The 20,963-nt window shown below is 49.5% G+C and carries 22 protein-coding genes and 1 pseudogene; 8 read left to right on the forward strand and 15 right to left on the reverse strand.

All coding sequences use genetic code 11. The features are described 5' to 3' along the window. Positions 1-5 precede the first annotated feature (5 nt). Positions 6-473, reverse strand: coding sequence for a GNAT family N-acetyltransferase (locus F3J38_RS01975; RefSeq protein WP_167134619.1), 468 nt, complete (start codon positions 471-473; stop codon positions 6-8). 457 nt (positions 474-930) lie between these two features. Between F3J38_RS01975 and F3J38_RS01980 the strand changes: the two genes are divergently transcribed. Beyond that, positions 931-2,832 carry an acyltransferase family protein gene (locus tag F3J38_RS01980; RefSeq protein WP_167134620.1) on the forward strand — a complete coding sequence of 634 codons (1,902 nt, stop codon included), beginning with the start codon at positions 931-933 and terminating at the stop codon, positions 2,830-2,832. Positions 2,833-2,925: 93 nt separating this feature from the next. On the opposite strand, the gene F3J38_RS01985 is transcribed toward F3J38_RS01980, so the two are convergent. Both F3J38_RS01985 and F3J38_RS01990 read right to left on the reverse strand, forming a co-directional pair. Beyond that, positions 2,926-3,267, reverse strand: coding sequence for a cupin domain-containing protein (locus F3J38_RS01985; RefSeq protein WP_167134622.1), 342 nt, complete (start codon positions 3,265-3,267; stop codon positions 2,926-2,928). Then, positions 3,264-3,866 carry a hypothetical protein gene (locus F3J38_RS01990; protein WP_167135548.1) on the reverse strand — a complete coding sequence of 201 codons (603 nt, stop codon included), beginning with the start codon at positions 3,864-3,866 and terminating at the stop codon, positions 3,264-3,266. The genes F3J38_RS01985 and F3J38_RS01990 overlap by 4 nt, the downstream gene beginning before the upstream one ends. 268 nt (positions 3,867-4,134) lie before the next feature. Here F3J38_RS01990 and F3J38_RS01995 point away from each other — a divergent pair, with 268 nt between their 5' ends. Continuing rightward, entirely contained in the window at positions 4,135-4,398 is a 264-nt protein-coding gene (locus F3J38_RS01995) for a hypothetical protein (protein ID WP_167134624.1), read from the forward strand. Positions 4,399-4,561: 163 nt separating this feature from the next. After that, a complete protein-coding gene (locus F3J38_RS02005) occupies positions 4,562-6,004 on the forward strand; it encodes an IS1182 family transposase (RefSeq protein WP_167134626.1) in 1,443 nt (480 codons plus the stop codon). Positions 6,005-6,285: 281 nt separating this feature from the next. Here F3J38_RS02005 and F3J38_RS02010 read toward each other — a convergent pair whose 3' ends face one another. The 4 genes from F3J38_RS02010 to F3J38_RS02025 form a co-directional block, all read right to left on the reverse strand. Further along, entirely contained in the window at positions 6,286-6,723 is a 438-nt protein-coding gene (locus F3J38_RS02010; RefSeq protein ID WP_167135550.1) for a VOC family protein, read from the reverse strand. A gap of 329 nt (positions 6,724-7,052) precedes the next feature. Then, entirely contained in the window at positions 7,053-7,940 is an 888-nt protein-coding gene (locus F3J38_RS02015) for an arginase family protein (protein WP_167134628.1), read from the reverse strand. A 255-nt stretch (positions 7,941-8,195) separates the two neighbouring features. After that, a complete protein-coding gene (locus F3J38_RS02020; RefSeq protein ID WP_167134630.1) occupies positions 8,196-9,086 on the reverse strand; it encodes a LysR family transcriptional regulator in 891 nt (296 codons plus the stop codon). A 68-nt stretch (positions 9,087-9,154) separates the two neighbouring features. Continuing rightward, positions 9,155-9,346 (reverse strand): hypothetical protein, encoded by a 192-nt coding sequence (locus F3J38_RS02025; RefSeq protein ID WP_167134632.1) that lies wholly within the window; start codon positions 9,344-9,346, stop codon positions 9,155-9,157. A 92-nt stretch (positions 9,347-9,438) separates the two neighbouring features. Here F3J38_RS02025 and F3J38_RS02030 point away from each other — a divergent pair, with 92 nt between their 5' ends. Beyond that, the gene (locus F3J38_RS02030; protein ID WP_240155896.1) at positions 9,439-10,623 is read left to right on the forward strand and encodes an MFS transporter; all 1,185 of its coding nucleotides are present in this window, start codon (positions 9,439-9,441) and stop codon (positions 10,621-10,623) included. 166 nt (positions 10,624-10,789) lie between these two features. Here the strand turns inward: F3J38_RS02030 and F3J38_RS02035 are convergent, their stop codons facing one another. Next, positions 10,790-11,242, reverse strand: coding sequence for a GNAT family N-acetyltransferase (locus F3J38_RS02035; protein WP_167135552.1), 453 nt, complete (start codon positions 11,240-11,242; stop codon positions 10,790-10,792). 220 nt (positions 11,243-11,462) lie between these two features. Between F3J38_RS02035 and F3J38_RS02040 the strand changes: the two genes are divergently transcribed. Then, complete coding sequence (locus F3J38_RS02040; protein ID WP_167135554.1) at positions 11,463-12,203, forward strand: SDR family oxidoreductase; 741 nt, start codon at positions 11,463-11,465, stop codon at positions 12,201-12,203. Positions 12,204-12,382: 179 nt separating this feature from the next. Here the strand turns inward: F3J38_RS02040 and F3J38_RS02045 are convergent. Continuing rightward, a pseudogene (locus F3J38_RS02045) lies at positions 12,383-12,999 on the reverse strand (LysE family translocator). A gap of 389 nt (positions 13,000-13,388) precedes the next feature. After that, complete coding sequence (locus tag F3J38_RS02050; RefSeq protein WP_167134636.1) at positions 13,389-13,853, reverse strand: GNAT family N-acetyltransferase; 465 nt, start codon at positions 13,851-13,853, stop codon at positions 13,389-13,391. 393 nt (positions 13,854-14,246) lie between these two features. Here F3J38_RS02050 and cspE point away from each other — a divergent pair, with 393 nt between their 5' ends. Beyond that, entirely contained in the window at positions 14,247-14,459 is a 213-nt protein-coding gene (gene cspE / locus F3J38_RS02055) for a transcription antiterminator/RNA stability regulator CspE (protein ID WP_167134638.1), read from the forward strand. A gap of 130 nt (positions 14,460-14,589) precedes the next feature. Here the strand turns inward: cspE and F3J38_RS02060 are convergent, their stop codons facing one another. From F3J38_RS02060 to F3J38_RS02070, 3 genes are all read right to left on the reverse strand, one after another. After that, positions 14,590-14,778: a YjfB family protein gene (locus F3J38_RS02060; protein WP_167134640.1), complete on the reverse strand. Its 189-nt coding sequence runs from the start codon at positions 14,776-14,778 to the stop codon at positions 14,590-14,592. An 88-nt stretch (positions 14,779-14,866) separates the two neighbouring features. Continuing rightward, entirely contained in the window at positions 14,867-15,817 is a 951-nt protein-coding gene (locus tag F3J38_RS02065) for an aliphatic sulfonate ABC transporter substrate-binding protein (protein ID WP_167134642.1), read from the reverse strand. A gap of 99 nt (positions 15,818-15,916) precedes the next feature. Next, positions 15,917-16,822 carry a LysR family transcriptional regulator gene (locus F3J38_RS02070; protein WP_167134643.1) on the reverse strand — a complete coding sequence of 302 codons (906 nt, stop codon included), beginning with the start codon at positions 16,820-16,822 and terminating at the stop codon, positions 15,917-15,919. 131 nt (positions 16,823-16,953) lie between these two features. On the opposite strand from F3J38_RS02070, the gene F3J38_RS02075 reads away from it, so the two are divergent. After that, positions 16,954-17,955 carry a zinc-binding alcohol dehydrogenase family protein gene (locus F3J38_RS02075; RefSeq protein WP_167134645.1) on the forward strand — a complete coding sequence of 334 codons (1,002 nt, stop codon included), beginning with the start codon at positions 16,954-16,956 and terminating at the stop codon, positions 17,953-17,955. Positions 17,956-18,060: 105 nt separating this feature from the next. Next, entirely contained in the window at positions 18,061-18,714 is a 654-nt protein-coding gene (gene nfsB / locus F3J38_RS02080; RefSeq protein WP_167134647.1) for an oxygen-insensitive NAD(P)H nitroreductase, read from the forward strand. A gap of 176 nt (positions 18,715-18,890) precedes the next feature. On the opposite strand, the gene F3J38_RS02085 is transcribed toward nfsB, so the two are convergent. Both F3J38_RS02085 and F3J38_RS02090 read right to left on the reverse strand, forming a co-directional pair. Next, the gene (locus F3J38_RS02085) at positions 18,891-20,270 is read right to left on the reverse strand and encodes a heavy metal sensor histidine kinase (protein WP_167134649.1); all 1,380 of its coding nucleotides are present in this window, start codon (positions 20,268-20,270) and stop codon (positions 18,891-18,893) included. Continuing rightward, positions 20,267-20,941, reverse strand: coding sequence for a heavy metal response regulator transcription factor (locus F3J38_RS02090; protein WP_167134651.1), 675 nt, complete (start codon positions 20,939-20,941; stop codon positions 20,267-20,269). The genes F3J38_RS02085 and F3J38_RS02090 overlap by 4 nt, the downstream gene beginning before the upstream one ends. Between the last annotated feature and the right edge of the window lie 22 nt (positions 20,942-20,963).

Raw genomic sequence — 20,963 nt, forward strand, 5'->3', positions numbered from 1 at the left:
ATGGATTAACCCTGATCTTTCTCGCGGCTATAAATATCAGGTCGGGTAATGGTCCACGCATAATTCGGGCGATTTACTGGCTCATAGCCAAATTTTTCATAAAGCCAGGGTGCAGTGGTGGTAAACAACATGATTCTGCGCAGCTTATTGAATATTGGATGGTCATGAATACACGCCATTAGCGCTCTTCCTAGTCCCTCCCCTTGATGTTCTTCAAGCACATAAACGTCGCAAAGATAGGCAAAAGTTGCATAGTCTGTTACCAGTCGGGCAAAACCTACTTGTGACTGCTGATGATAAATACCGAAGTTCAGACTGTTTTGCATAGAGGTGGAGACAGTCTGCAAATCGATGCCTTGAGCCCATGTCGACCGCGTCAGATACTGATGTATTGCCACCACATCCAGCTTTGCGTTGTCTGTACTGATGAGATAGTTATTTTGATGCCATTCATGAACCGCAGGAGAAGTCACTTTTTACCTCAGGAGATGTGCCAGGGATGCATGAATCCTAACATAGAGTTTTAGTTTGAGTGTATGCGTGCCATTAACGGCCACAGGTATACTTTTTATGTCGCGCTCACTACGATTGCTGTTTAATTGAATATGCATCGGCGGTGTTAGCGCCAGATAAATATCAATTGTTCATATTTGCTGGTTTATTAATGTTTGTTGATGAGATTTAACATTATTCTGAATGTCCTGACAATCTTTCATTTAAATAAGTAAACAGTCTCTAAAATATTTTCCTGTGTCTACTTTGATAACTCAATGAATAATCGAGCTATAATTTCATTTCCCTAAGAAAAAACACCGAGTGCATAGTTCCATCATGAGAATTGTGACTATGGAATCACCACGTTTTCATCGATTGCCGAGTGTTATCACAATCTTTACATTACCCTGAAACCTCTTTCAGGGAATCATCGTCATGACTTTCCGCTCTGACATTAACGGGCTACGAGCCTATGCGGTTATGCTGGTCATCCTCTATCACTTTGGCTTTAACCAAGTGAGTGGAGGATTTCTCGGTGTTGATGTGTTTTTTGTTATTTCTGGCTATTTAATGACGAGCATTATCCTGTCACGACTTAATCATAATAACTTTTCACTGATGGCGTTTTATGCGGCGCGTTGCAGACGAATTATTCCGCCATTAATGATGCTATGTGCGATATTAATGCTGATGGGCTATTTCCTGATGCCGCCAGAGGAGTATAAGCGTATGGCGGAGCACGCGGTCTCCAGCCTCAGCTTTATCTCTAATGTGGTCTACTTCAAGCAGGGCGGCTATTTTGATACCGGTGCTGTGTATAAATGGCTGCTGCATACTTGGTCTTTAAGCGTGGAGTGGCAGTTTTATCTATTATTACCCTTGGCGTTAATGTTCACCGCGCGTTTCCTGCGCCAGCAGTTTGCCTGGGTGATGGGCATCGCTGCACTCTTGTCGTTTGGGCTGGTGCTGGCGATGGTTGCTACTGATTTTCATCTCACCGCCACTTATTATTTGTTGCCCACCCGCGCATGGGAAATGCTGGTTGGCGGATTAGTGTATCTGGCGCCCAAAACCCGATTGAGCGGTCAAGGGTGGGTTCCGCCAGTGAGTATTTTGGCACTGATACTCTGTGCGCTAATGTTGAATGAAAACATCGCGTGGCCCGGCATTATGACGCTGATACCGGTGTTGTTCACCGCGCTGATTCTTCACGCGGGGGTGCAGAACAGTCGATGGTTAAACCATCGCGTCATGCAGCACATTGGGAAAACGTCTTACTCAATCTATTTATGGCATTGGCCCTTATGGGTGTTCTGGCATCTGGCGGACTGGCCAGTCACGTTCGTCTGCCAGCTAATCCTAATCCTGCTGTCATTGGCTGCCGGTTGGGCTTCTTACGCTTGGGTTGAGAACAGGCAAAGCGGGTTCAGCCGGAAAACAACTATCGCGCTGGGGCAGGCTGCCTTGGCGATACTGTTTGGCGTGACGATCGTAGCCAGAGCCGGAATGCCCGCACGCGCGCCTGCCGTGGTTGCCTCCATTAATCACTATTCACAGCAACGCTTTGAGCTTGCTAAAAACTGCTTCGTGCTCAGCGGTATCACATCACCACAGTGCGTGTTTGGCGATGCCAGCCAGGTGAATCTGGTGGTACTGGGCGATAGCCACGCCTCAGCCATGTTGTCCTCGATTGTAGCGAACGCCAGACCGCAGGATGGCGTGGTATTCATCGCGCAGTCTGGTTGTCCTTCGGTACCGGATATTCAACGCAGCGCCAGCCCTGATTGCGGCGGTTTTGTTAAGACGGCAATGGCCGATATTGAACGTAAATATCCCAACGCAGCGGTATTGATCATCAATCGCATGTCGTTTTATCTGCACGGCGAATACGGCAGTGGAAGTAGCGCGCCAACCTACAGCTTCAGGCAGGACGGCAATTCCATCGCCGCCTATCAACAGCATTTTGGCGCTGCGGTGAAACAGCTGGCCAGCCATCATCGTGTCTTTATCATGACGCCAGTGCCGGAGTTCGGTTATGACGTGATTTATCGTATGTCACGCGATGCGATGCGTGGAAAAGCGTTGTCGATTCAGCAGTCTCGTGACGAGTATCAATCACGTCACCGGGATGCGTTGGCGATGCTTAAGAATATCGCGGCGCTCTCGCCTGACGTCACCTTGCTGGATGCCACTCAAGGGTTATGTGACAGCAGTTTCTGCTACGGAGCCAGAGAGGATGTGCCACTGTATCGCGACGACAACCATCTTTCTGAAGTGGGGAACAAGAGTCTGAGCGGGGTATTTGCGGGTATGTGGGGGATGATTGAGAGGAGGTAACCCTTTGAAATTCTGAGACAGGATGTCAAAAACGCAGCTTTAACATCCATTGAATTGTGCCAGCCAAACTCGTTTTGCAGTCAATCGCGAATATCAGGCTGTCAGATCGGTACGATCACCTCGTGGGGTTGGATGGGAGATGACAAGAAATTCAACTGGAAATCCACTGTCGTTCCTGGCCTGATGTTTTAATCCAGGGGCGATTTCCAGTCCCTGCTGGGCCTTAATCACATGTTTTTCACCTTCCAGTTCCATCGTCAATTCACCCTGCAGTACGAAGAAGAATTGTCTGGAAACAGAGTGAAAGTGACGTGTCTCACTCGTGCCGGAAGGCATTTTCTCATGAATAATGAGCATGTCCTGGCGATTGACTAAATACCAACCGTCGCAGTTATCACCCCATTTATAGTGCTCAGCATTCTCTTTAGAAATCATTCTGTTTGCCTTTTATGGTTTATTTCCAGCTCATGTTTTATAGCGCCTAACATTCTGCGCCGGATCAGACCGCTACCCGCTCTGATCGCCAGCCAGTAAGCAGCCATCTTACAATGAGTGATTTTATCCGGGCAGTGAATGAACGTTTCTGTAATGAGTTCTGATTGGTTGTCATTGATAATATTGACTTGATAGCGCAGCAACAGCTTCGCAGCACCCTGCCGCGCAGGCTGCTGATACTCTTCGGCGTCAGATATCTTTTCCAGGCCAAAGTCTGCGCGCCAAAACTGTCCTCTTAACCCATAGTAAAGTTCTAAATCAGACGCGTGAAGAAGCGTGAAGGTTTGCAGACCGAATTTATCATCTTGATTTTTTGGCGCCCGTTTTTGTAGTTTCTGCGGCAACTGTCGCACAGACATCAATGCTCGGATAATAGCATCTTGCCCAAGATCGTATGCCGTGATGAGCGGCATGATCTTTTCAGGCTCGGTGGTTTTGATTACAGCACTGTGTTTTTCGTGGAACTGAAAATCAGGAAGGTAAAGCGGGGCGCCATTCCAACGGGCAAGCCTATTTTTTGACACAAAGCCCAGTAACATCATCCTTAACCTCAACTTAGGGTATTTATGCAGAGTCCGATGCGTGCTGCACGTGCTCATTAAGATAGTCAGGACGTCGCTATTATTGCTTGGCTTCGAATGCTATCAGGTTCGATGTTTGGTGCGTAGTAGGGGGCGGGTATGGGCATTGTTTGATAACTGCGAAATAGCACTTCGTTGATGTCCGCTGTGTGCCAGAAGCGGAAGTAGCTAATTTCATGTTAAGTTGATGCTCAGGGATCCAATCAAAAGCTAAGAAGGGGTTCATATGTCATCACAATCTAAACAATTAGTTAAAGTCATAGCTGATATAGCCATCGCACTCGAATTTACCGACGAGACTCTAATTAATCCTGATGTGGCCATTGAGATGCAGGAGAGTATTGCAGGAACTCTTCAGTCCCTTGATGGAGTTGACCGAAAAAATATAGCGAATGTCTTTGAATGTATATCGACTCTTTACAATGGAAAAATTGCTGATTACGTCAGGTCTCTTCCTGCCAATTATGGTATCAAGGAAGGAAATGATTAATTATTGCGAGGTCCGGTGTTCGCTCAGGCTGTGTGAAAACTCCTGATCACTTTTTGGTCTAAGCGATGGTTTCATATGATCAACCATTCTTGATAAACCCATGCAACGGACTGAATTTTTCATTAAAATTAAAAACATACAAATGAATACTGCGGATACCGACATGGCCAATCACATTCAAGGACAAGGCAGGCTTCAGGTGACATTGCTCCCTGACGCACTGGATGATTTTGTCACTGAAGATAACCCCGTCAGAGTGGTTGATATCTTTGTTGATGGACTAAAGCTCGATTCTCTTGGTTTCAGAAGAGTTGATGCAAAGCGAACCGGACGGCCCGGATATCACCCTGCCACTCTACTGAAATTGTACATTTACGGATATCTCAACCGAATTCAGTCCTCCCGTAGACTGGAAAAAGAGGCCCATCGGAACGTTGAACTGATGTGGTTACTTGAACGATTAACGCCTGATTTCAAAACCATTGCAGACTTCAGAAAAGATAACGGTGAAGGTATCAGGAATGCCTGTCGGGCTTTTATTGGCCTGTGTCGGCAAATGCAAATGTTCACTGATGTCGTTGTAGCCATCGACGGTAGCAAATTTAAAGCAGTTAATAGCAAACCCAATAACTTCACATCCCAGAAAGCCAAAGACCATATTGAGCGCGTTGAGCAAAGTATTACTTATTATTTAAATAAGCTGGATGAAGCCGACAAGAATGCTGAGCCCGATGCAAACGATAAGTTAACAGCCACTAAACTGGTCTGGCTAAAAAAGCGTTTACGTGAGCTTCAGGAGATCCAACAAGCCGTCGCACAACAGCCAGATAAACAACTCTCTTTAACCGACCCTGACTCCCGGTTGATGAAAACAAATAATATGAATCGGCAAGTTTGCTACAACGTTCAGACAGCTGTGGATACGAAGAACCATTTGATTGTTGCGCATGAAGTCACCAACACAACAGATAACGGGCAACTTGGTTCAGTAGCAACACTGGCTCAGAAAGCTGTTGGCCGGAAGGACATAACAGTACTTGCCGACAAAGGGTATTACAGTCGCAGTGATATTAAAACGGTTCTGGATAGCGGAGCCGTGGCGTTAGTGCCAAAAGGAGATACCTCTGGCGCTGAACGTAAGGGGCTCTATAATCGCTCAATGTTCAGATATAACAGGGAAAAAGATGTTTATGTATGCCCAATGGGCAATGAGCTTCAGAATCGATTTACATCAATAGAGGACGGACTGGAGCAACAGTTGTACTTTAACAATATTGCCTGTCGCGATTGCAGTCAGCGTTCCAGGTGCACTACATCGAAACGCGAACCAAGGCGTATACGGCGTTGGGTTCATGAAGCTGAAATGGAAGAAATGCATGCGAGGCTTGAGTCATTTCCTCAGGCGGTAGTCATGCGAAAGCAAACGGTAGAACATCCGTTTGGGACAATTAAAATGTGGATGGGTGCAACGCACTTTCTGATGCGGAAATTTAAAAATGTCAGTACGGAAATGAGTCTACATATATTGGCTTATAACCTGAAAAGGATGATGTCGATATGGGGTACTACAGGATTGATATTTAAGCTTCAGGAACAATACGGCTAACGGTTCCGGCCGTTTTATCCTCCAGTAACAAATATCAGGCTCTTTCCCGCAATAAAAATTTCTGACACACCCGAATAAAATCACAGATTACCTCGTCAACTTGAACAGCTTTCTCAAAACACAGATGAGAAATATTGTTAGGCTACTTAAAGATATGAGTTTTCACACAGCCTGCGCTCACAGCGGACATAGGCTGATGTGGATGTCTGCTCTGTGCCAGAAGCGGACTTTGCAGACATCACTGTTTTAATTAGAGAATAACAGGTCATAATAGGTGGGCCTCATTGACTGCGTTCCATCAGTTCAAGCGTCTGACCATCAGGGCTTTGTAAATATATTACTCTGGTTCCCTGCATGGGTCCTGACAAAACTGTCTGAGGTTTACCGGGCGTCTTCCAGCCGTAATCCGATACTTTGCCCAAGAGCATATCAAGATCCTCAACTATAAAAGCAAGGTGAGCGTAACCTGGGATATAGGGCGCTGAAGGTTCTTCTGGCTGCTCAATGTTATTGTATTGTAGTAATTCAATTTTAATATCAGCCAGTTCAAGCAAAGCCATTCGCACATCAGCTCCCCTTGCACCTGTTACCTCATCGATAATAGGTCCAGACATTTTTCCTTCACGTAATAATTTACCTCCAAGAATCTGAGTCCAGAATAATAATGAGTCTTCAATGTTTTTAACTGAAAAACCAACGTGATTAACACTTAATATCATGCGATTACCTACTGAGTTTTCAAAGTTCATCGTCCAACCCTATAACAACCTGTTTTATTTCTACATGATAAATGCGTGACCATTTTACAAGCCAGCATCTTTTATCGATAAATTGTGAATAACTATATTTCGCTCGGAGCGGACATTAGCTGTTGTGGATGTCTGCTGTGGGTCAGGAGCGGATGTTGCTAACATCGAGATGAACTAATCTGCGGGGAGCAGGTCACGCTGACCTACTCCTCGCTCACAGTAAACCTTGATCAGCCTGCAGGTCAGGTCGCTGCGCTAGTCTTAATTAAGGATTGGTTGTCATTTCTCGCGTATGCGCATTATTCCTTACGCAGCAGGGGCAGGTCAGATAACAGTTTCTGAAGTTTAATGGCCACGCGCGGCATCGGCTCAGCAACGGTCAGGCCAACTACGTCAAAGCCTTGGGCAATGTCGTTTATCAGACGCGATACCTCGCTGATTTTCATTCCGTCCGGATCGGTGCCGACAGCGGCAATCATTTCTGCCGGATCGATAACATCTAAATCAAAATGTATAAGCACTTTTGACGCTCCGGTACTCTCCAGCCAGTCCATCACTGGAACACTGTCTTCAGATACAGCAGTTGGGGGATAGCTTTTCACCCCCAGTTCGTGCTGACGCTCAGGGGTGCCCCCTTCTTTTTCCCAGGCGCGCAGACCAACGATCAGGACACGCGACGGTTCAATGCTTGCCGGAAGCAGGCTCTGAAGCTGTTCATCGCCATGGCCTAATACGCTGGCAAGCGCCATGGCATGATAGCCGCGTGAGCCTTCCCCTGGATAGTTCAAGTCCGGGTGCGCATCAACCCAGACTACAGCCACGTCATCCCGGTATTTGTCGGCCAGGTAAGTAAAAGGCACAACGCTTACCGAGCACTCCCCTCCGAGCGTGACGATACGTTCGGGCGCATGCTCGCGTATGACACTCAGTGCAGTGCGTATGTTTTTAACCACAGCATCATAGGCAATAATGCCCTTTTTTTCCGTCCGATCTGCTAATTTCAATGAGACGGGAATTTCGGCCTTTTTCCCGCCAGATTCAGGTGCAAGGAAATTAAGCAGTCGGGATCCCAGAAAATAGCCTTTCAAAGCATCCTCAGCTGGAAGTTCAGGAACAAAAGTGTCAATCGGACCGCCACCCTGCCATTGTGGGAAAATGAGTCGGAGCGTGCTGCTGTCAGTTTTCATTTTCTTCCTCATGGTTTTAAATTATTTATCAGGAATTACCCTCCAGAGGTCCTCCCGCACATGGATTCCGCAGCGATGAGGATAGGCAACCATGCCCCGGGAGCGCGTGTGGCATGAATTAAGCATTTACAGATGTTCCTGATAAAAACGTTGTAATCAAGGTTAAGTATACTCAGACGAAAAGAATGAAAAAGCAGGCAAAACTGCCATCTGTATCCACATGGATGAATAATCCTGGACAACAGAGTTACTCCATTACGCGCTGAACCGTTCAATCATCCAATCAACAAACACGCGTAATCTGGCGCTCTGATGACGGTTGGACGGGTAAACCAGATGGAAAGGTAAAAGGGGCTGGCTCCAGCCCGTAAGAACGGGGACCAGTTCACCGGCATTAATGTGCGGCTGAGCAAACCTCCGGAGATGCTGACCAACGCCCAGTCCTGCCAGGATCATGTCTATCACGCCGTCACCCTCGTTTGCCGCAAACTGGCTGGCGTAAATTTCCTGCGTATCACCATTTGCGGTGAAGACAAGCGGCTCCGGTTTACCGGTTGCCGCAAAGAAATAGCTGACGATGCGGTGATTGTCCCGCAGATCCTCAGGCGACGCCGGTTCGCCGTGGCGCGCCAGGTAATCAGGAGAGGCACAGGTGACGTAATCAAGCTCAAAGAGCTTACGTCCTATCATGGTCATGTCGCTCAGCTTGCCAGCGCGGATGGCACAGTCAACGGCCTCACCCACAATGTTAACGGTGCGGTCATTGATGCCCAGGGAAAGGGTGATGTCCGGGTACTCGTGATGAAAGTCCGGCAGTGCCGGGATAAGCAGGCGATGGGCAAATGAAACGGGCGCATCAATGCGAAGATGCCCGCCCGGCTTGTGCTTCTTCCCCCGGACCGCCGTATCAGCGGCATCCACCGCGGCGATGACCCGCTGGGCCTGATGAAAGTACTCAAAACCTTCAGCCGACACAGAAATGGTCCGGGTGGTCCGGTGAATAAGCTTTGCCCCAAGATGTTTTTCTAGATCGCTGACAAGTTTACTCAGGCTGGAGCGTGGCATTCCCATCTGATCGGCGGCGCGGTTAAACGAGCCCGCCTCAACCACCCTTGCAAAGGCACGCATAGCCAGAAGCTGATTCATCTTTCTCTTTCACCAGAGTGATTATCCATACACATGGACACAGATGACAGGTTAGTACACTTTTTCTTTCAGTCACAGTGCTTATCCTGATCGCTATACGTTATTGCTGCACCGCTACTCACTACCTGCAGCACTGCGGTTGACTGGACTAAAGAGGACATGACGGAGAAGGTGATGCGCTTACCGGGGGCAAGGGGGCCGACCATGCGTTCGACCCGGTTGGTGACGCCATGTTCAGCAAGCCTTTCGACGCCTCGCATTCGCGCGGCCGTATTGTATCGACTGGCTTCACCGCAGGACGTCGCGTGAAGCAGTCGGCTCCATTACTGTAAACCTGAAATAAGTGCGGAATATGGAAAATATCAGACTAGAAAAACGGGGATGGGCAGGCGTAGCGTCGCTGGCGCTGGGCTCATTTGCATCGGTGACCACAGAGTTTCTGCCGGTCGGGCTCTTGCCCGATGTGGCGGGTGACTATGGTATCACAACCGGCGAGGCGGGAATGATGATGACCCTGCCGGGGCTGCTCGCTGCGGTCGCTGCGCCGGGCGTCATGATGGCGGCGGGCAAAGCGGACAGGCGTTGGCTGCTTATCGGGCTTTCCTTTCTCCTGCTCATTTCAGCGTCAATGTCAGCATGGGCGCCTGACTGGCATATAATGCTGCTGAGCCGTGGGCTGACCGGTATCAGCCTCGGTGCATTCTGGGCCATAGGACTGGCGGTTGCAGGCAGGCTCGTCAGCCAGGAAAGCGCTGGTAAGGCTATTGCGGCTGTTTTTGGCGGTGTCACGGCGGCCATGATCCTCGGGGTGCCTTTCGGCACATTTGTCGCCGGGCTTTTCGACTGGCGTACAGCATTCGTGGCCGCTGCGCTGATTGCCGTCGTGCCGCTTGTCCTGCAGCTTCTTTTTCTGTCATCAGTGCTGGCTGAAGACAAACTGCGTCCCGCCTCGTTGATGAATTTTATTCGCCGAATTGAGGCGAGAAAAAGCATTCTGCTGATTTTACTGATTTTTGGTACGCACTTCGGCACCTATACATTTCTGACCCCGCTGCTCTCTGATGCCGGTATCGGGCAGGCGGCGATAACCTTGAGCCTGCTGGGCTTTGGCGTAACCGGGTTTATATCCAATTTTGTGGCTTCTGCCTTTGTCAGTGAGTATCTGAAAAGTACGCTGGCATCAGCATTACTGGTAATGATGATGTCGCTGCTATTGATGGCTGCAGCGCACAATGCGATGTGGCTGATTGCAGGGGTGCTGCTCTGGGGGGGCGCATGGGGAGCGTTGCCGCTTTGCCTGAATATCAATAACCGCATGGCTTCTGGTGAGCTGATAGAAGCAGGTTCAGCGATGTTTACCTTTACGGTTCAGGTCGCTATAGCTTCAGGTTCAGCAGCCGGTGGCGTGATTGTTGATAACCTCAGTATCCAGAAGGATTTTTTTAGCGGGACAGCATTTATTGTATTCAGCCTGATCATTTTGTACGGATGGAAGGCTGGAACGAAAGCAGAATATGCCCTAAACCGCCGGAATTAGGCCGTTTGCTTAATCAACAGCCTCAGCTTAAACGCCGGGGCTTTTTATGTTAACGTCCGTTTTTCGCTCATAGCTGCCATTCTGATACTTTAAACTCCGTGAGATGTTTCGGCATCCATTGAGCCTGCACGAACAAGAATTGGATGTCCGTTCAATACTTGAGAAATTACCGTGCTGGGTTACTCAGGCATAGTTGGTGTGTGACTTTATCTATACCAGATAAAGCAACAAAACCAGCTCGTTCATAGAAAGTGAAGGCTGATGATGGTGCATTCGTGTTGATAAAATCAAACCAGTGGCCAGCATCCTTGAGTATTTCACTGAGCAGACTGCTGCCAACACGATATTTTCTCCATTCCGTATCGACATAAAGATGTCGCAGACGTCCAACGCCAGTGGCTTGCGTGAAAGGATCGATGTTAAGCCCACACACGCCAACAATTAAACCATCAGCATAGGCCCCAATCAGTTTTTCACCGGGCCTGTCAAAACGGTTATGTCCGCTGTGCCAATTATCTTCCAGCCGGCGCAACATGTTAAATCCTTCAGCCATGCTCTGCGATCTTAACTCATCAAATCCTGGGCTGTCCGGGGTGAGGTTTGCGAAATGGATATCCATGAGCCGCTCCAATGTTTTCTTCTGCATATTCAGGACAGAATGACCAGCGCGTACATTATGACAGTGATCCTGCCTTTGTCTGTTTGGACATAAATGTTTTTGAGCGCCAACTGATGAGATTTTAGCCAATGTTGCTTTCGTTGCTTAAAGAAAAAGATGACGGCCAATGATTAACTTTCGTAAGGTAAGCGCTGAATTTAAATACAATCATGGAGCAGTCATGGGCAGATTTCAGGGGAAACGCATTCTCATCACAGGCGGGACCAGCGGTATGGGCCTTGCGGGCGCTCAACGCATCGTCTATGAAGGTGGGCAGGTCGCTATCACGGGACTCAATGAAGAGCGTCTTAAGCGTGCCCGCAGTTTACTGCCTCAAACATCTCTGATTCTCAGAAGTGATGCTTCCAGCGAAGCAGATATCAGCGAGCTACAAACTGCGATCGGCCATTGGGGCTCTCTCGATGGACTTTGGCTGAATGCGGGATTTGCAGAAGTTGGCTCTCCGGAATTTGTTACAGCTGATGCGTTTAATCAAATGATGAATGCCAACGTCCGTGGTCCAATGCTACAACTGGCGGCACTCTCCGGCGCCCTCAATCCCGGGTCCAGTGTTCTGGTAACATCTTCTTCGTCAGTTTATGAAGGTGCTGCAATGACGAGTTTGTACGCAGCAACTAAAGGTGCCGTTATTGCGATGGTTAAGAGCTGGGCTTCCGCACTGGCTGGGAGACACATACGCGCAAATACCCTCGTGCCCGGCCCAATTGAAACGAACTTCAGGCATTTCATGCCAGAAGAATCACGCCAGCAGTTTGAGGATTTTGTGGTCAGTCAGGTACCTCTTGGGCGTGCCGGAACAGCGGATGAAGCCGCCGCGGTAGCGCTCTTTCTGCTTTCAGATGATGCCTCGTACGTTACTGGAAGCCAATATGCTGTAGATGGCGGGCTGGTTCATTACTGACTTTGTCAAATTCAATAAGCAGGCAATGGCCATTTTCATTGCCTGCAATCTGGACGGAGTGTAAAACCGTCCTCTCACCCTTGAAATTAATTATTGCTTAAATTCATTGCCGATATGATTAAGTATCGAGACCTCCCGGCTCATAAGCAGCCAATTAAAAATAAGCAATTGATATAATATCACTTACTGCTGAGAGCAAGTTTAGCCGCAAAGCCTAAAAACAGGCCTCCAGTTGCTCTGTCCATACCCCGGACGACACTGTTTTTTTTCAGTATGGCTGATGCAAAATGTGTGGATAAGATAGGGTTACGGACCAGAGAGTCCCAATGGCAACGTGAACAGTGACCAGTATAAATGTCCATATGAATGGAGAATGCCCGACAGGAATAAACTGAGGCAAGAAAGAGACATAGAATATGCCCATTTTGGGGTTGAGCACATTTCCCAGCATCCCTCTGATAAACCAGTTACCTTTTGAAGGCTCGCTTTTGCCGTGACTGAATGACGAACGGGGACGCACCAATAGTTGCAGGCCCAGCCAACTCAGGTAAACGGCACCACATACTTTCAGGATGGTATAAGCCAGCTCTGAAACGGCCAGTAGCGCGCCTAAACCCAGAGCAACCAGCGCACCCCATATGAAGCACCCCACATCAATACCCAGAGCAGCCTGAAAAGCCTTTTTCCCACCCTCAGCGCAGGCAGTTCGAAGAATAAGTGCAGTATCTAATCCGGGAGTAAGTGTCAGCAGCAGCGCAGCTAAGGAGTAAGCAAGAAGAGAATCGGTAGGAGTCATTTTCTTTGTCCGAAAGAGTGTATGCTATTCATTAACTTTCATGCGGTCAATTTATTGCGATGGTTTTTTAACAAGGTCTTCGTGGTCTTTCAGAAGAATCAGGACCATTTAAATTTAAAAAAAGCTGCTTGATTTATTACTTTTAGCTGTCTGCAGTTCGCTCAAAGCGGACAGCTGACACTGACTTGAGGCAACTTAGTGGCACCAGAGGACGTCACTAACAACAATCTAAGTTAATAGATAGAGAGCAGGTCAGAGTGTAAAGCACCAGAAAGCCCCCACAGCACATCGAAGTATCTTGAGCTGTTTTCCAATAATTTATTCGACGTTAAGAAATATTTATGCAGTGATATAAAACATAAATGGTGATGTAATTATTTAAGCGGATTTCATAGCAGGGATTTACGCATCAACGCATTTTCCAAAATGACTCCGCGAATAACAGGAAAACCCCGCTCGACCACATGAAAGCCGTGCCGAATAAAGAAAGGTTCAGCTGTCTTACTGACATTGGATGTCAGTTCGGTTAAATCTAGCCTTGTGGCTTCTTCATGAATGCAACGCATGAGTAATGTCCCGACACCTTTACGCGAATAATGGCCGGAAACGTAGAAGTGGTCGATGTATCCACTGGTTTGAACATCGGCGTAACCGACTATTACGCCATTCACCTCAGCGATAAAGGGTTTCAGCGTCCTCATACGCAAGGACCATTTCTCTTTATCCATATCCTCCGGTGCCCAAGCCTCAATTTGTTCTCGCGTATAATCGCATGCTGAAATATTACGTATAGACGCTAAAAACACCAGGAGTAGGGCCGCTTCATCACCTGATTGGAATCGTCTCACTTTCACAAAAAACTCCATCTGAACTTTAAATAATTGGCGTGAATGTAAAGTTCACGGCGTTGCTTATCCTGTTACCAGGTGCTCAGCCCATTGCTACTGGGTTCTTTGACACTGTTTGCCTCACTGCTGTATTAAAGAGTTTAATGGGCAAACAGCCATCCAGCAGTATAAGTGGTAAAAATAATAAGGGGTTGTCAAACCAATCTGTCTATGTCTTAATGGCGACCTTGGTTTGGAAAACAGACCTTATGAAAGCAGTTTTAGTAAAGCAGTCCTCAGTTCAAGTGTTATCCCCAGATATCCTTCTTTGTGAGCCTCCTCCTAAGTGCCAAATAAGTTACTCTCTCATTACAGGCCATAATCGCCGCGCTTTGTGGCTCATCAATTAAGGAAATATCTATGTCTAACAAAATGACTGGTTTAGTAAAATGGTTCAACTCTGATAAAGGTTTTGGTTTTATCACTCCAAACGATGGCAGCAAAGATGTATTCGTACATTTCTCTGCAATCCAGAGCGACAGCTACAAAACTCTTGATGAAGGTCAGCAAGTTTCCTTCACCATCGAAAATGGCGCCAAAGGTCCTGCAGCGGGTAACGTTACCCCACTGTAAGCCGCGCTGATTATCATTGACGCTTACAGTAGCGATGACGGCAATAGCCTGAGCAGTTAAGGTCAATAGATGATAAAAAACCCCGCCTAGTGCGGGGTTTTTGTTATCTAACGTTCACTCAAAAACATCTTTAAGCCGTGGTGTTGATATTACGGCCCACCGCCGGGTTAGCCGGTAGCTGAGGGATGGAGTCAAGAATCCCAGCAGCCATAGATTGCTGATTGTCCAGCGTCTTTTTCAGTACGAGGGTGCTCACTTTACTACTGAGATCCAGGTTAGCCAGGCCAGTAGCCAAAGAAGTAATCTGTGATACATCCATTTCGCTCTCCTTTAAATACAAGATTAAAGCTGCAAACGGCTTTAGAAGCCTGAAATGACTATCGGCAGATTGGCATATAGCTTCAGGATTACTTCGTCTCTGGCTGCCAGGTCCCCACGTCTTGCGCATTAATCGCCTTGGGCAGCAGCTTGGCCTGGTAGAACGCATCGGCAATCTTCTGTTGCTCCGCCAGATCGCTCTTGTTAACTGGCTCGATTTGATAGCTGCGTTGCTGGTTGGCCTGTTCCACCGTCGCTAAGGGCAAATTACCCCACAGTGGCGAGAGAATCTTTGCCGCATCGGTGGGGTGGGCTTTCAACCATTGTGCTTCTTGGTCGAGCGTCTTATACACAATGCCCAGCACTTCAGGATGCTTTTTGGCGTAAGGCGTTGAAACCAGATAGTAGCGTTGATAGCTGGCAAGTCCTTTGCCGCTCACTAACACGCGGGTGTGCTGTTCCACTTTGGAACTGGTCACAAAGGGTTCCCAGGTCACCCAGGCATCAACGCTGCCGTGTTCCAACGCGGCACGACCATCGGCAGGTGTTAACCATGCGGGCGTGATATCACTGAATTTCAGCCCAGCTTTCTGTAAGGCAGCAATCAACAGATAATGGCTGCCTGCCGCCTTAGTCACGGCAATCTTTTTCCCTTTCAAAACCTGCAGCGATTGGATGCTGGAATTGGCGGGCACCAGAATGGCTTGTGCCTCAGGTGAGGGTGTCTCGCGCGCATAATATGTCAGATCTGCACCTGCCGCTTGCGCGAACACGGGCACGGTATCCGCGACATCGGCAGAGAGATCCACGTTGTTCAAATTCAACGCTTCCAGCAGCGGTAAGCCGCTGGTGAATTCATGCCAGCTCACTTTGATGCCGCGATCGGCCAAGGCTTTATCCAGATCACCACGCTGTTTAATCAGCGTTAACAGCGTGGAGGATTTTTGATAGCCGATGCGCAACGTCTCTTCAGCGTTTGCAGTAGCAAGCAGCGTGGAGAAAAGCAGTGAAGCGATAATCGTTTTGGTGGTATTGCGCATGTGAAGTCCCTGAAGGTTTTATCATTTTTAAAAATGATAAGGCCCGTTCAGAGGCAAACAAAACTGCAAGATTGCATAAGCTTTGCGCAAATTCATCTATTACAGCTGTGCGGTAATGGCACGCAAATGCGTTCTCAATACGCCATGCAAAGCGCGAATGGCAGCGGAAAACTGTTTGCGATGCGGGCAGATGAGGTGCAATGGGGTGCTCTCGCCAGGCAACTGCGGCAACACGATTTCAAGTCGGCCTTGCTGGATATCCTCACACACATCTATCCACGATTTGTAGGCGATACCCATTCCGGCAGTTGCCCAGCGGCGGGCAACCTCAGCATCGTCACATAGCAACCGGCTTTTCACGGTAATCTGTCGCCGCATGCCTTCCTGCGGAAAGGACCATTTATCATAAACGTGCCCCCCCATCACGAAGGGCAGGCAATGGTGCTGTGCCAAATCCTCGAGTCTTTCCGGTCGGCCATGTTGATCGAGGTAGTGGGGGGAGGCGACCATCACACGGCGGTTATCCTCGGCCAGCGGCAGCGCGACATAGCTGCTGTCGTCCAACTTACCGTAACGGATCGCGATATCGACCGGATCGCGAAAGACATCACTAATTTGATCGGATAACGATAAACGTACGGATAAGGCCGGGTGATCACGGCAAAAATCGGTGATTAACGGTAGCAGAATATTGCGACCGATATCAGAAGGCAGCGCGATTTTGAGTTCGCCGCTTAACGCATCTTCGTGACTCTGCAAGCTATCGGCGCCAGCCTGCATCAGTGCCAGCATCTCTTGCGCGTAAGGCAGGTATTTCTCACCCTCTGCGGTCAAGCGCAGGCTACGCGTGGAACGTGCAAAGAGACGACGATCCAATTCGCGCTCAAGTCGCTGAATGGCGGCGCTCACCTGGCCCGGCAGTAAGTTCACTTCGCGAGCCGCACGGGAAAAGCTGCCCAACGCAGCGGAGCGGACGAAGAGGGTGACATCTTCCAGTCGAATCATGGCATCACTTATCGTTGATTTTCACTCTGAGAGTGAAAGTGTTGCTCTGCTACGGGCATTTTTCAATGGAAAACGTCAGGTTATGCTGCCTGCAACTTAACTAACATACTGATGAATTGAGGAACTGCGGGATGAAAGCCATTGTTTATAGCCAAAACGGTTTACCGATTTCAGATGAAAATGCGCTTTACGAATTGGATGTCGCCAAACCGCAGCCTGGAGCACGCGATCTGCTGGTGAAAATTAACGCCATTGCAGTGAACCCGGTGGACACCAAAGTACGCAACGGCGCGCCGACGGACAAACCACGAATTTTGGGTTGGGATGCGGTCGGTGTCGTCGAAGCAGTAGGGGATGAGGTGACACTGTTCCAACCTGGCGATAACGTCTTTTACGCAGGTGATATCACCCGCGCCGGTAGCTATGCGGAGTATGGGCTGGTGGATGAGCGTATCGCGGGTCACAAACCTCGCACTTTGAATGATGCGGATGCTGCCGCTTTACCTTTGACGTCACTCACTGCGTGGGAACTGCTGTTTGACCGTCTGGAAGTGCAGCCAGAAGACAACGCCGCGTTGCTGATTATTGGCGCGGGTGGCGGTGTGGGTTCAATCCTGACGCAACTGGCGTGCAAGCTCACCGGTCTTACCGTGATTGGCACCGCATCGCGTCCGGAAACGGCGGATTGGGTTCGTACTTTGGGGGCGCATCATGTGGTGAATCATCACCAGCCGTTGGGCGAACAATTGGCTGCGATTGGTCATCCGCAGGTGCGTTATGTTGCCTCGTTGACCCACACCGACAGCTATTATGCGCAACTGGTGGATGTGCTGGCACCGCAAGGCAAGTTGGCGCTGATCGACGACCCGGAATATCTGGATGTCGTGCCGCTGAAGCGCAAAGCCATTTCTCTGCACTGGGAGCTGATGTTCACTCGTTCACTGTTCCAGACGGCAGACATGCAGCGCCAGCATCAAATTTTGCAGCAGGTGAGCCAGTTGATTGATGACCAAACACTACAAACCACTGCTGGCGAACATCACGGGACTATCAACGCGGCCAATTTGCGTAAAGCGCATGCCTTGATTGAAAGCGGACGTGCACGCGGCAAGATCGTGCTCAGCGGATTTTAACCTGTTGATACACAATAATTATCCGATTTTTACCGGCTTGTTGTAGGGTGCGTATTGCTGCGCACCAGGATTACACCTTTATCTTTATTAACTCAGGAGAATGCCATGACACTCAATGATGCAGTGGCTCGTCGCCACACTGTGAAAGCGTTTGCAGGCGGTAAGAGCTTGCCGCAGGAAGAGATCGAAACGTTACTGAACGTGCTGCGCAACAGCCCATCCTCCGTTAACTCGCAGCCATGGCACTTTGTGGTGGCCTCAACGCCGGAAGGGCGTGAGCTGATGGCGCAATCCACGACCGGTGCTTTTGTTTACAACGGTCCCAAAGTGCTCAATGCCTCCCACGTCATCGCGCTGTGTATGCGCACCGATCTGGATGACGCGCATCTGCAAAATGTGCTGGCGCAGGAAGAACAGGATGGCCGTTTTGCTAAACCAGAAGGTAAAGCAGGACAAGATAAGAGCCGCCGCGGCTATGTGGATATGCATCGCTATGAACAGCGTGATGTGCCGCAGTGGATGGAGAAACAGGTCTATCTGGCACTGGGCGGCTTGCTGTTAGGTGCAGCGATGTTGGGTATTGATGCGACACCAATGGAAGGGTTTGATCAGCGAGCGCTGGATCAGGCATTAGGTCTGCGCGAGAAAGGTTTCACTAGCGTGGTGCTGGTGTCCCTGGGTTATCGCAGTGACGAAGATTTCAATGCGGCGCTGCCTAAATCACGTTTGCCACGTGAAGAGATTTTCACGTTTATTTGATAAATGCATTAAACCTTCGCGGTGCAATTTATTGCGCATCTGCCAAACGTCTGACACTGCAGATAAGCGTGAAAAATCACGCTGCGAAGGTTGAATGTGACCCGTAGTTACAGAGATGGCTGGCTGGGTATGCCGAAGCGGCGTAATGTGTTGCGCCCCCCTAGAAGCAACGTTGTTTAGCAAGGAAACAGCAAGCTAAACCGATTCACGCCATTTTCACTACTCACCGCGCAACTGCCGCGATGCAAACGCATAATACTGCGCACAATCGATAAACCCAGTCCGCTGCTGCCTTGATGTCGTGACGCATCGGCGCGCCAGAAGCGATCAAAAATACGTGATTGCTGTTCAGCACTGAGCGCCGCGCCTTGATTCTCCACCACCAGTTCGATGCCATTCTTGTGCACCGCACTCAGCACGCGGATGGTGGAATCACGATCGCCGTAGCGCAAGGCATTCGCCATCAGATTGGCTAAGGCGCGCTGCAGCAGTTGGGGATCGGCGCGAAGTTTTCCCTGCATGCGCATCTCCAACCGCATGGCATGCTCTTCGGCCATGCCATCAAAGTAATCCTGCAACTTCTCACCTAGCTGCGCCAGATCGATAGATTGCCAATCCATCGCCTGGCTCGCGTCCTCCGCTTTGGCGAGGAACAGCATGTTATCGATCATCTTCGCCAGCCGCTCGAGCTCCTCGTAGTTGGAACCGAGCAGCGCCTGATAGTCACTTACGCTGCGGGGCTGGCTGAGCGCGACTTCAGTTTGTCCGATCAGCGTACCAATCGGCGTGCGCAGGTCGTGCGCCATATCTGCCGAAACCTGGCTGAGCTGTTGATAGCCCCCTTCGAGGCGACTCAACATTTGGTTGAAAGCCGCAACCAGCGGTTCAAGTTCAGTGGGTGCGTCGCTGAATTGAATGCGATGTGACAGACGCCGCACATCGATGGCGTCCGTTTCTGCAGCCAACCGACGCAAAGGTGACAGACCACGGCTGACCAGCCAGATACTCAATGCCGCCACCAGCAAGGCTGCCAGCGCGGTTGAAAGGATGATTTGATCGCGATAGCTGTTGAGTGTCTGTGTGCGGTCACTCATTAGGCGGCCAGTAATGATCTCAATTTGCCCATTACCATCGCGCGTCGGGGTTAATGCCGCTGCGGAGATAAAAGGTGTGCCGTCCTGTGCCTGTTGGTGATGCACAGAGGCTAGCGTCAGGGATTGATTGGCAGGCACCGGATTAATGTCGGGCACCGGACGCGATCCGGGATTCACCACAATCAGCGGCGGCTGGCCGGGAAAACGCAGCACTAATAATGACTCGGTATTTCCCAGCATATTGGCAAACAAGCGCGGTTTTTGTTGGATTAGCGTAATGGCGTCTTCATCGCGCAGCAGCGTACGTATCTGGTCGATGCGTGTCAGCAGCGCAGCGTCATCGCGTACGCCGATCTGCTTCGCCAGAGACTGATACAGCGCAAAGCCGCTCAGGGCAAAGATCACAATCACCGTGGTGCTAAGCAGTAAGGACAAACGGCTAGCCAGTGAACGTTTTTTCATGTTTCGGCTTCGCAGCGATAGCCCACACCGTGCACCGTGTGGATCAGCGGTTGATCAAAGGGGCCATCTATCTTCTGACGCAGGCGTTTAACCGCCACATCCACCACGTTGGTATCGCTATCAAAATTCATATCCCACACGCGTGAGGCGATCACCGTGCGCGTTAGCACCTCACCGGGATGCAGCATAAACAGATGCAACAGATTGAACTCTTTGTTAGTGAGATCGATACGCTGGCCCGCGCGTTCCACCCGGCGTTTCAGGATATCAAGTTGTAAGTCGGCAAGGGTCAAGAGGTCTGGCAATTTCTGCTGGCCGCCGCGTCGTAGCTGGGTACGGACGCGCGCCAACAGTTCAGCAAACGAGAAGGGCTTCACCAGGTAATCGTCCGCCCCCAGTTCCAGACCCTTAATGCGATCTTCTAATGTTCCCTTGGCGGTAAGGAAAATCACAGGCGTGTGGATCTGTTTATCCAGCGCCGCCATGACCTCCCAGCCGCTCATGCCGGGCATCATCACATCGAGTAAAATCAGATCGTAATGATGCTCCTGCGCATAGAACAAACCGTCTTGCCCGTTTATGGCCACATCAACGATAAATCCCGCCTCCGTCAATCCTTTGCGCATGTAATCGCGCGCTTTGGCTTCGTCTTCAATCACCAAAATTTTCATGCGCATCTCCGGGCGGGATAGG

The sequence above is a fragment of the Candidatus Pantoea formicae genome (assembly GCF_011752625.1).
Classification (GTDB): Bacteria; Pseudomonadota; Gammaproteobacteria; order Enterobacterales; family Enterobacteriaceae; genus Pantoea; species Pantoea formicae.

Coding starts and splice junctions, on each gene's coding strand:
- F3J38_RS02075 (WP_167134645.1), top strand. CDS start 16,954: ATGAAAGCCATTGTTTATAGCCAAAACGGTTTACCGATTTCAGATGAA.
- F3J38_RS01990 (WP_167135548.1), bottom strand. CDS start 3,866: ATGTTACTGGGCTTTGTGTCAAAAAATAGGCTTGCCCGTTGGAATGGC.
- F3J38_RS01985 (WP_167134622.1), bottom strand. CDS start 3,267: ATGATTTCTAAAGAGAATGCTGAGCACTATAAATGGGGTGATAACTGC.
- F3J38_RS02015 (WP_167134628.1), bottom strand. CDS start 7,940: ATGAAAACTGACAGCAGCACGCTCCGACTCATTTTCCCACAATGGCAG.
- F3J38_RS02085 (WP_167134649.1), bottom strand. CDS start 20,270: ATGAAAAAACGTTCACTGGCTAGCCGTTTGTCCTTACTGCTTAGCACC.
- F3J38_RS02030 (WP_240155896.1), top strand. CDS start 9,439: ATGGAAAATATCAGACTAGAAAAACGGGGATGGGCAGGCGTAGCGTCG.
- F3J38_RS02040 (WP_167135554.1), top strand. CDS start 11,463: ATGGGCAGATTTCAGGGGAAACGCATTCTCATCACAGGCGGGACCAGC.
- F3J38_RS02020 (WP_167134630.1), bottom strand. CDS start 9,086: ATGAATCAGCTTCTGGCTATGCGTGCCTTTGCAAGGGTGGTTGAGGCG.
- nfsB (WP_167134647.1), top strand. CDS start 18,061: ATGACACTCAATGATGCAGTGGCTCGTCGCCACACTGTGAAAGCGTTT.
- F3J38_RS01980 (WP_167134620.1), top strand. CDS start 931: ATGACTTTCCGCTCTGACATTAACGGGCTACGAGCCTATGCGGTTATG.
- F3J38_RS02090 (WP_167134651.1), bottom strand. CDS start 20,941: ATGAAAATTTTGGTGATTGAAGACGAAGCCAAAGCGCGCGATTACATG.
- F3J38_RS02005 (WP_167134626.1), top strand. CDS start 4,562: ATGGCCAATCACATTCAAGGACAAGGCAGGCTTCAGGTGACATTGCTC.
- cspE (WP_167134638.1), top strand. CDS start 14,247: ATGTCTAACAAAATGACTGGTTTAGTAAAATGGTTCAACTCTGATAAA.
- F3J38_RS02010 (WP_167135550.1), bottom strand. CDS start 6,723: ATGATATTAAGTGTTAATCACGTTGGTTTTTCAGTTAAAAACATTGAA.
- F3J38_RS02065 (WP_167134642.1), bottom strand. CDS start 15,817: ATGCGCAATACCACCAAAACGATTATCGCTTCACTGCTTTTCTCCACG.
- F3J38_RS02025 (WP_167134632.1), bottom strand. CDS start 9,346: ATGCGAGGCGTCGAAAGGCTTGCTGAACATGGCGTCACCAACCGGGTC.
- F3J38_RS01995 (WP_167134624.1), top strand. CDS start 4,135: ATGTCATCACAATCTAAACAATTAGTTAAAGTCATAGCTGATATAGCC.
- F3J38_RS02035 (WP_167135552.1), bottom strand. CDS start 11,242: ATGGATATCCATTTCGCAAACCTCACCCCGGACAGCCCAGGATTTGAT.
- F3J38_RS02060 (WP_167134640.1), bottom strand. CDS start 14,778: ATGGATGTATCACAGATTACTTCTTTGGCTACTGGCCTGGCTAACCTG.
- F3J38_RS02070 (WP_167134643.1), bottom strand. CDS start 16,822: ATGATTCGACTGGAAGATGTCACCCTCTTCGTCCGCTCCGCTGCGTTG.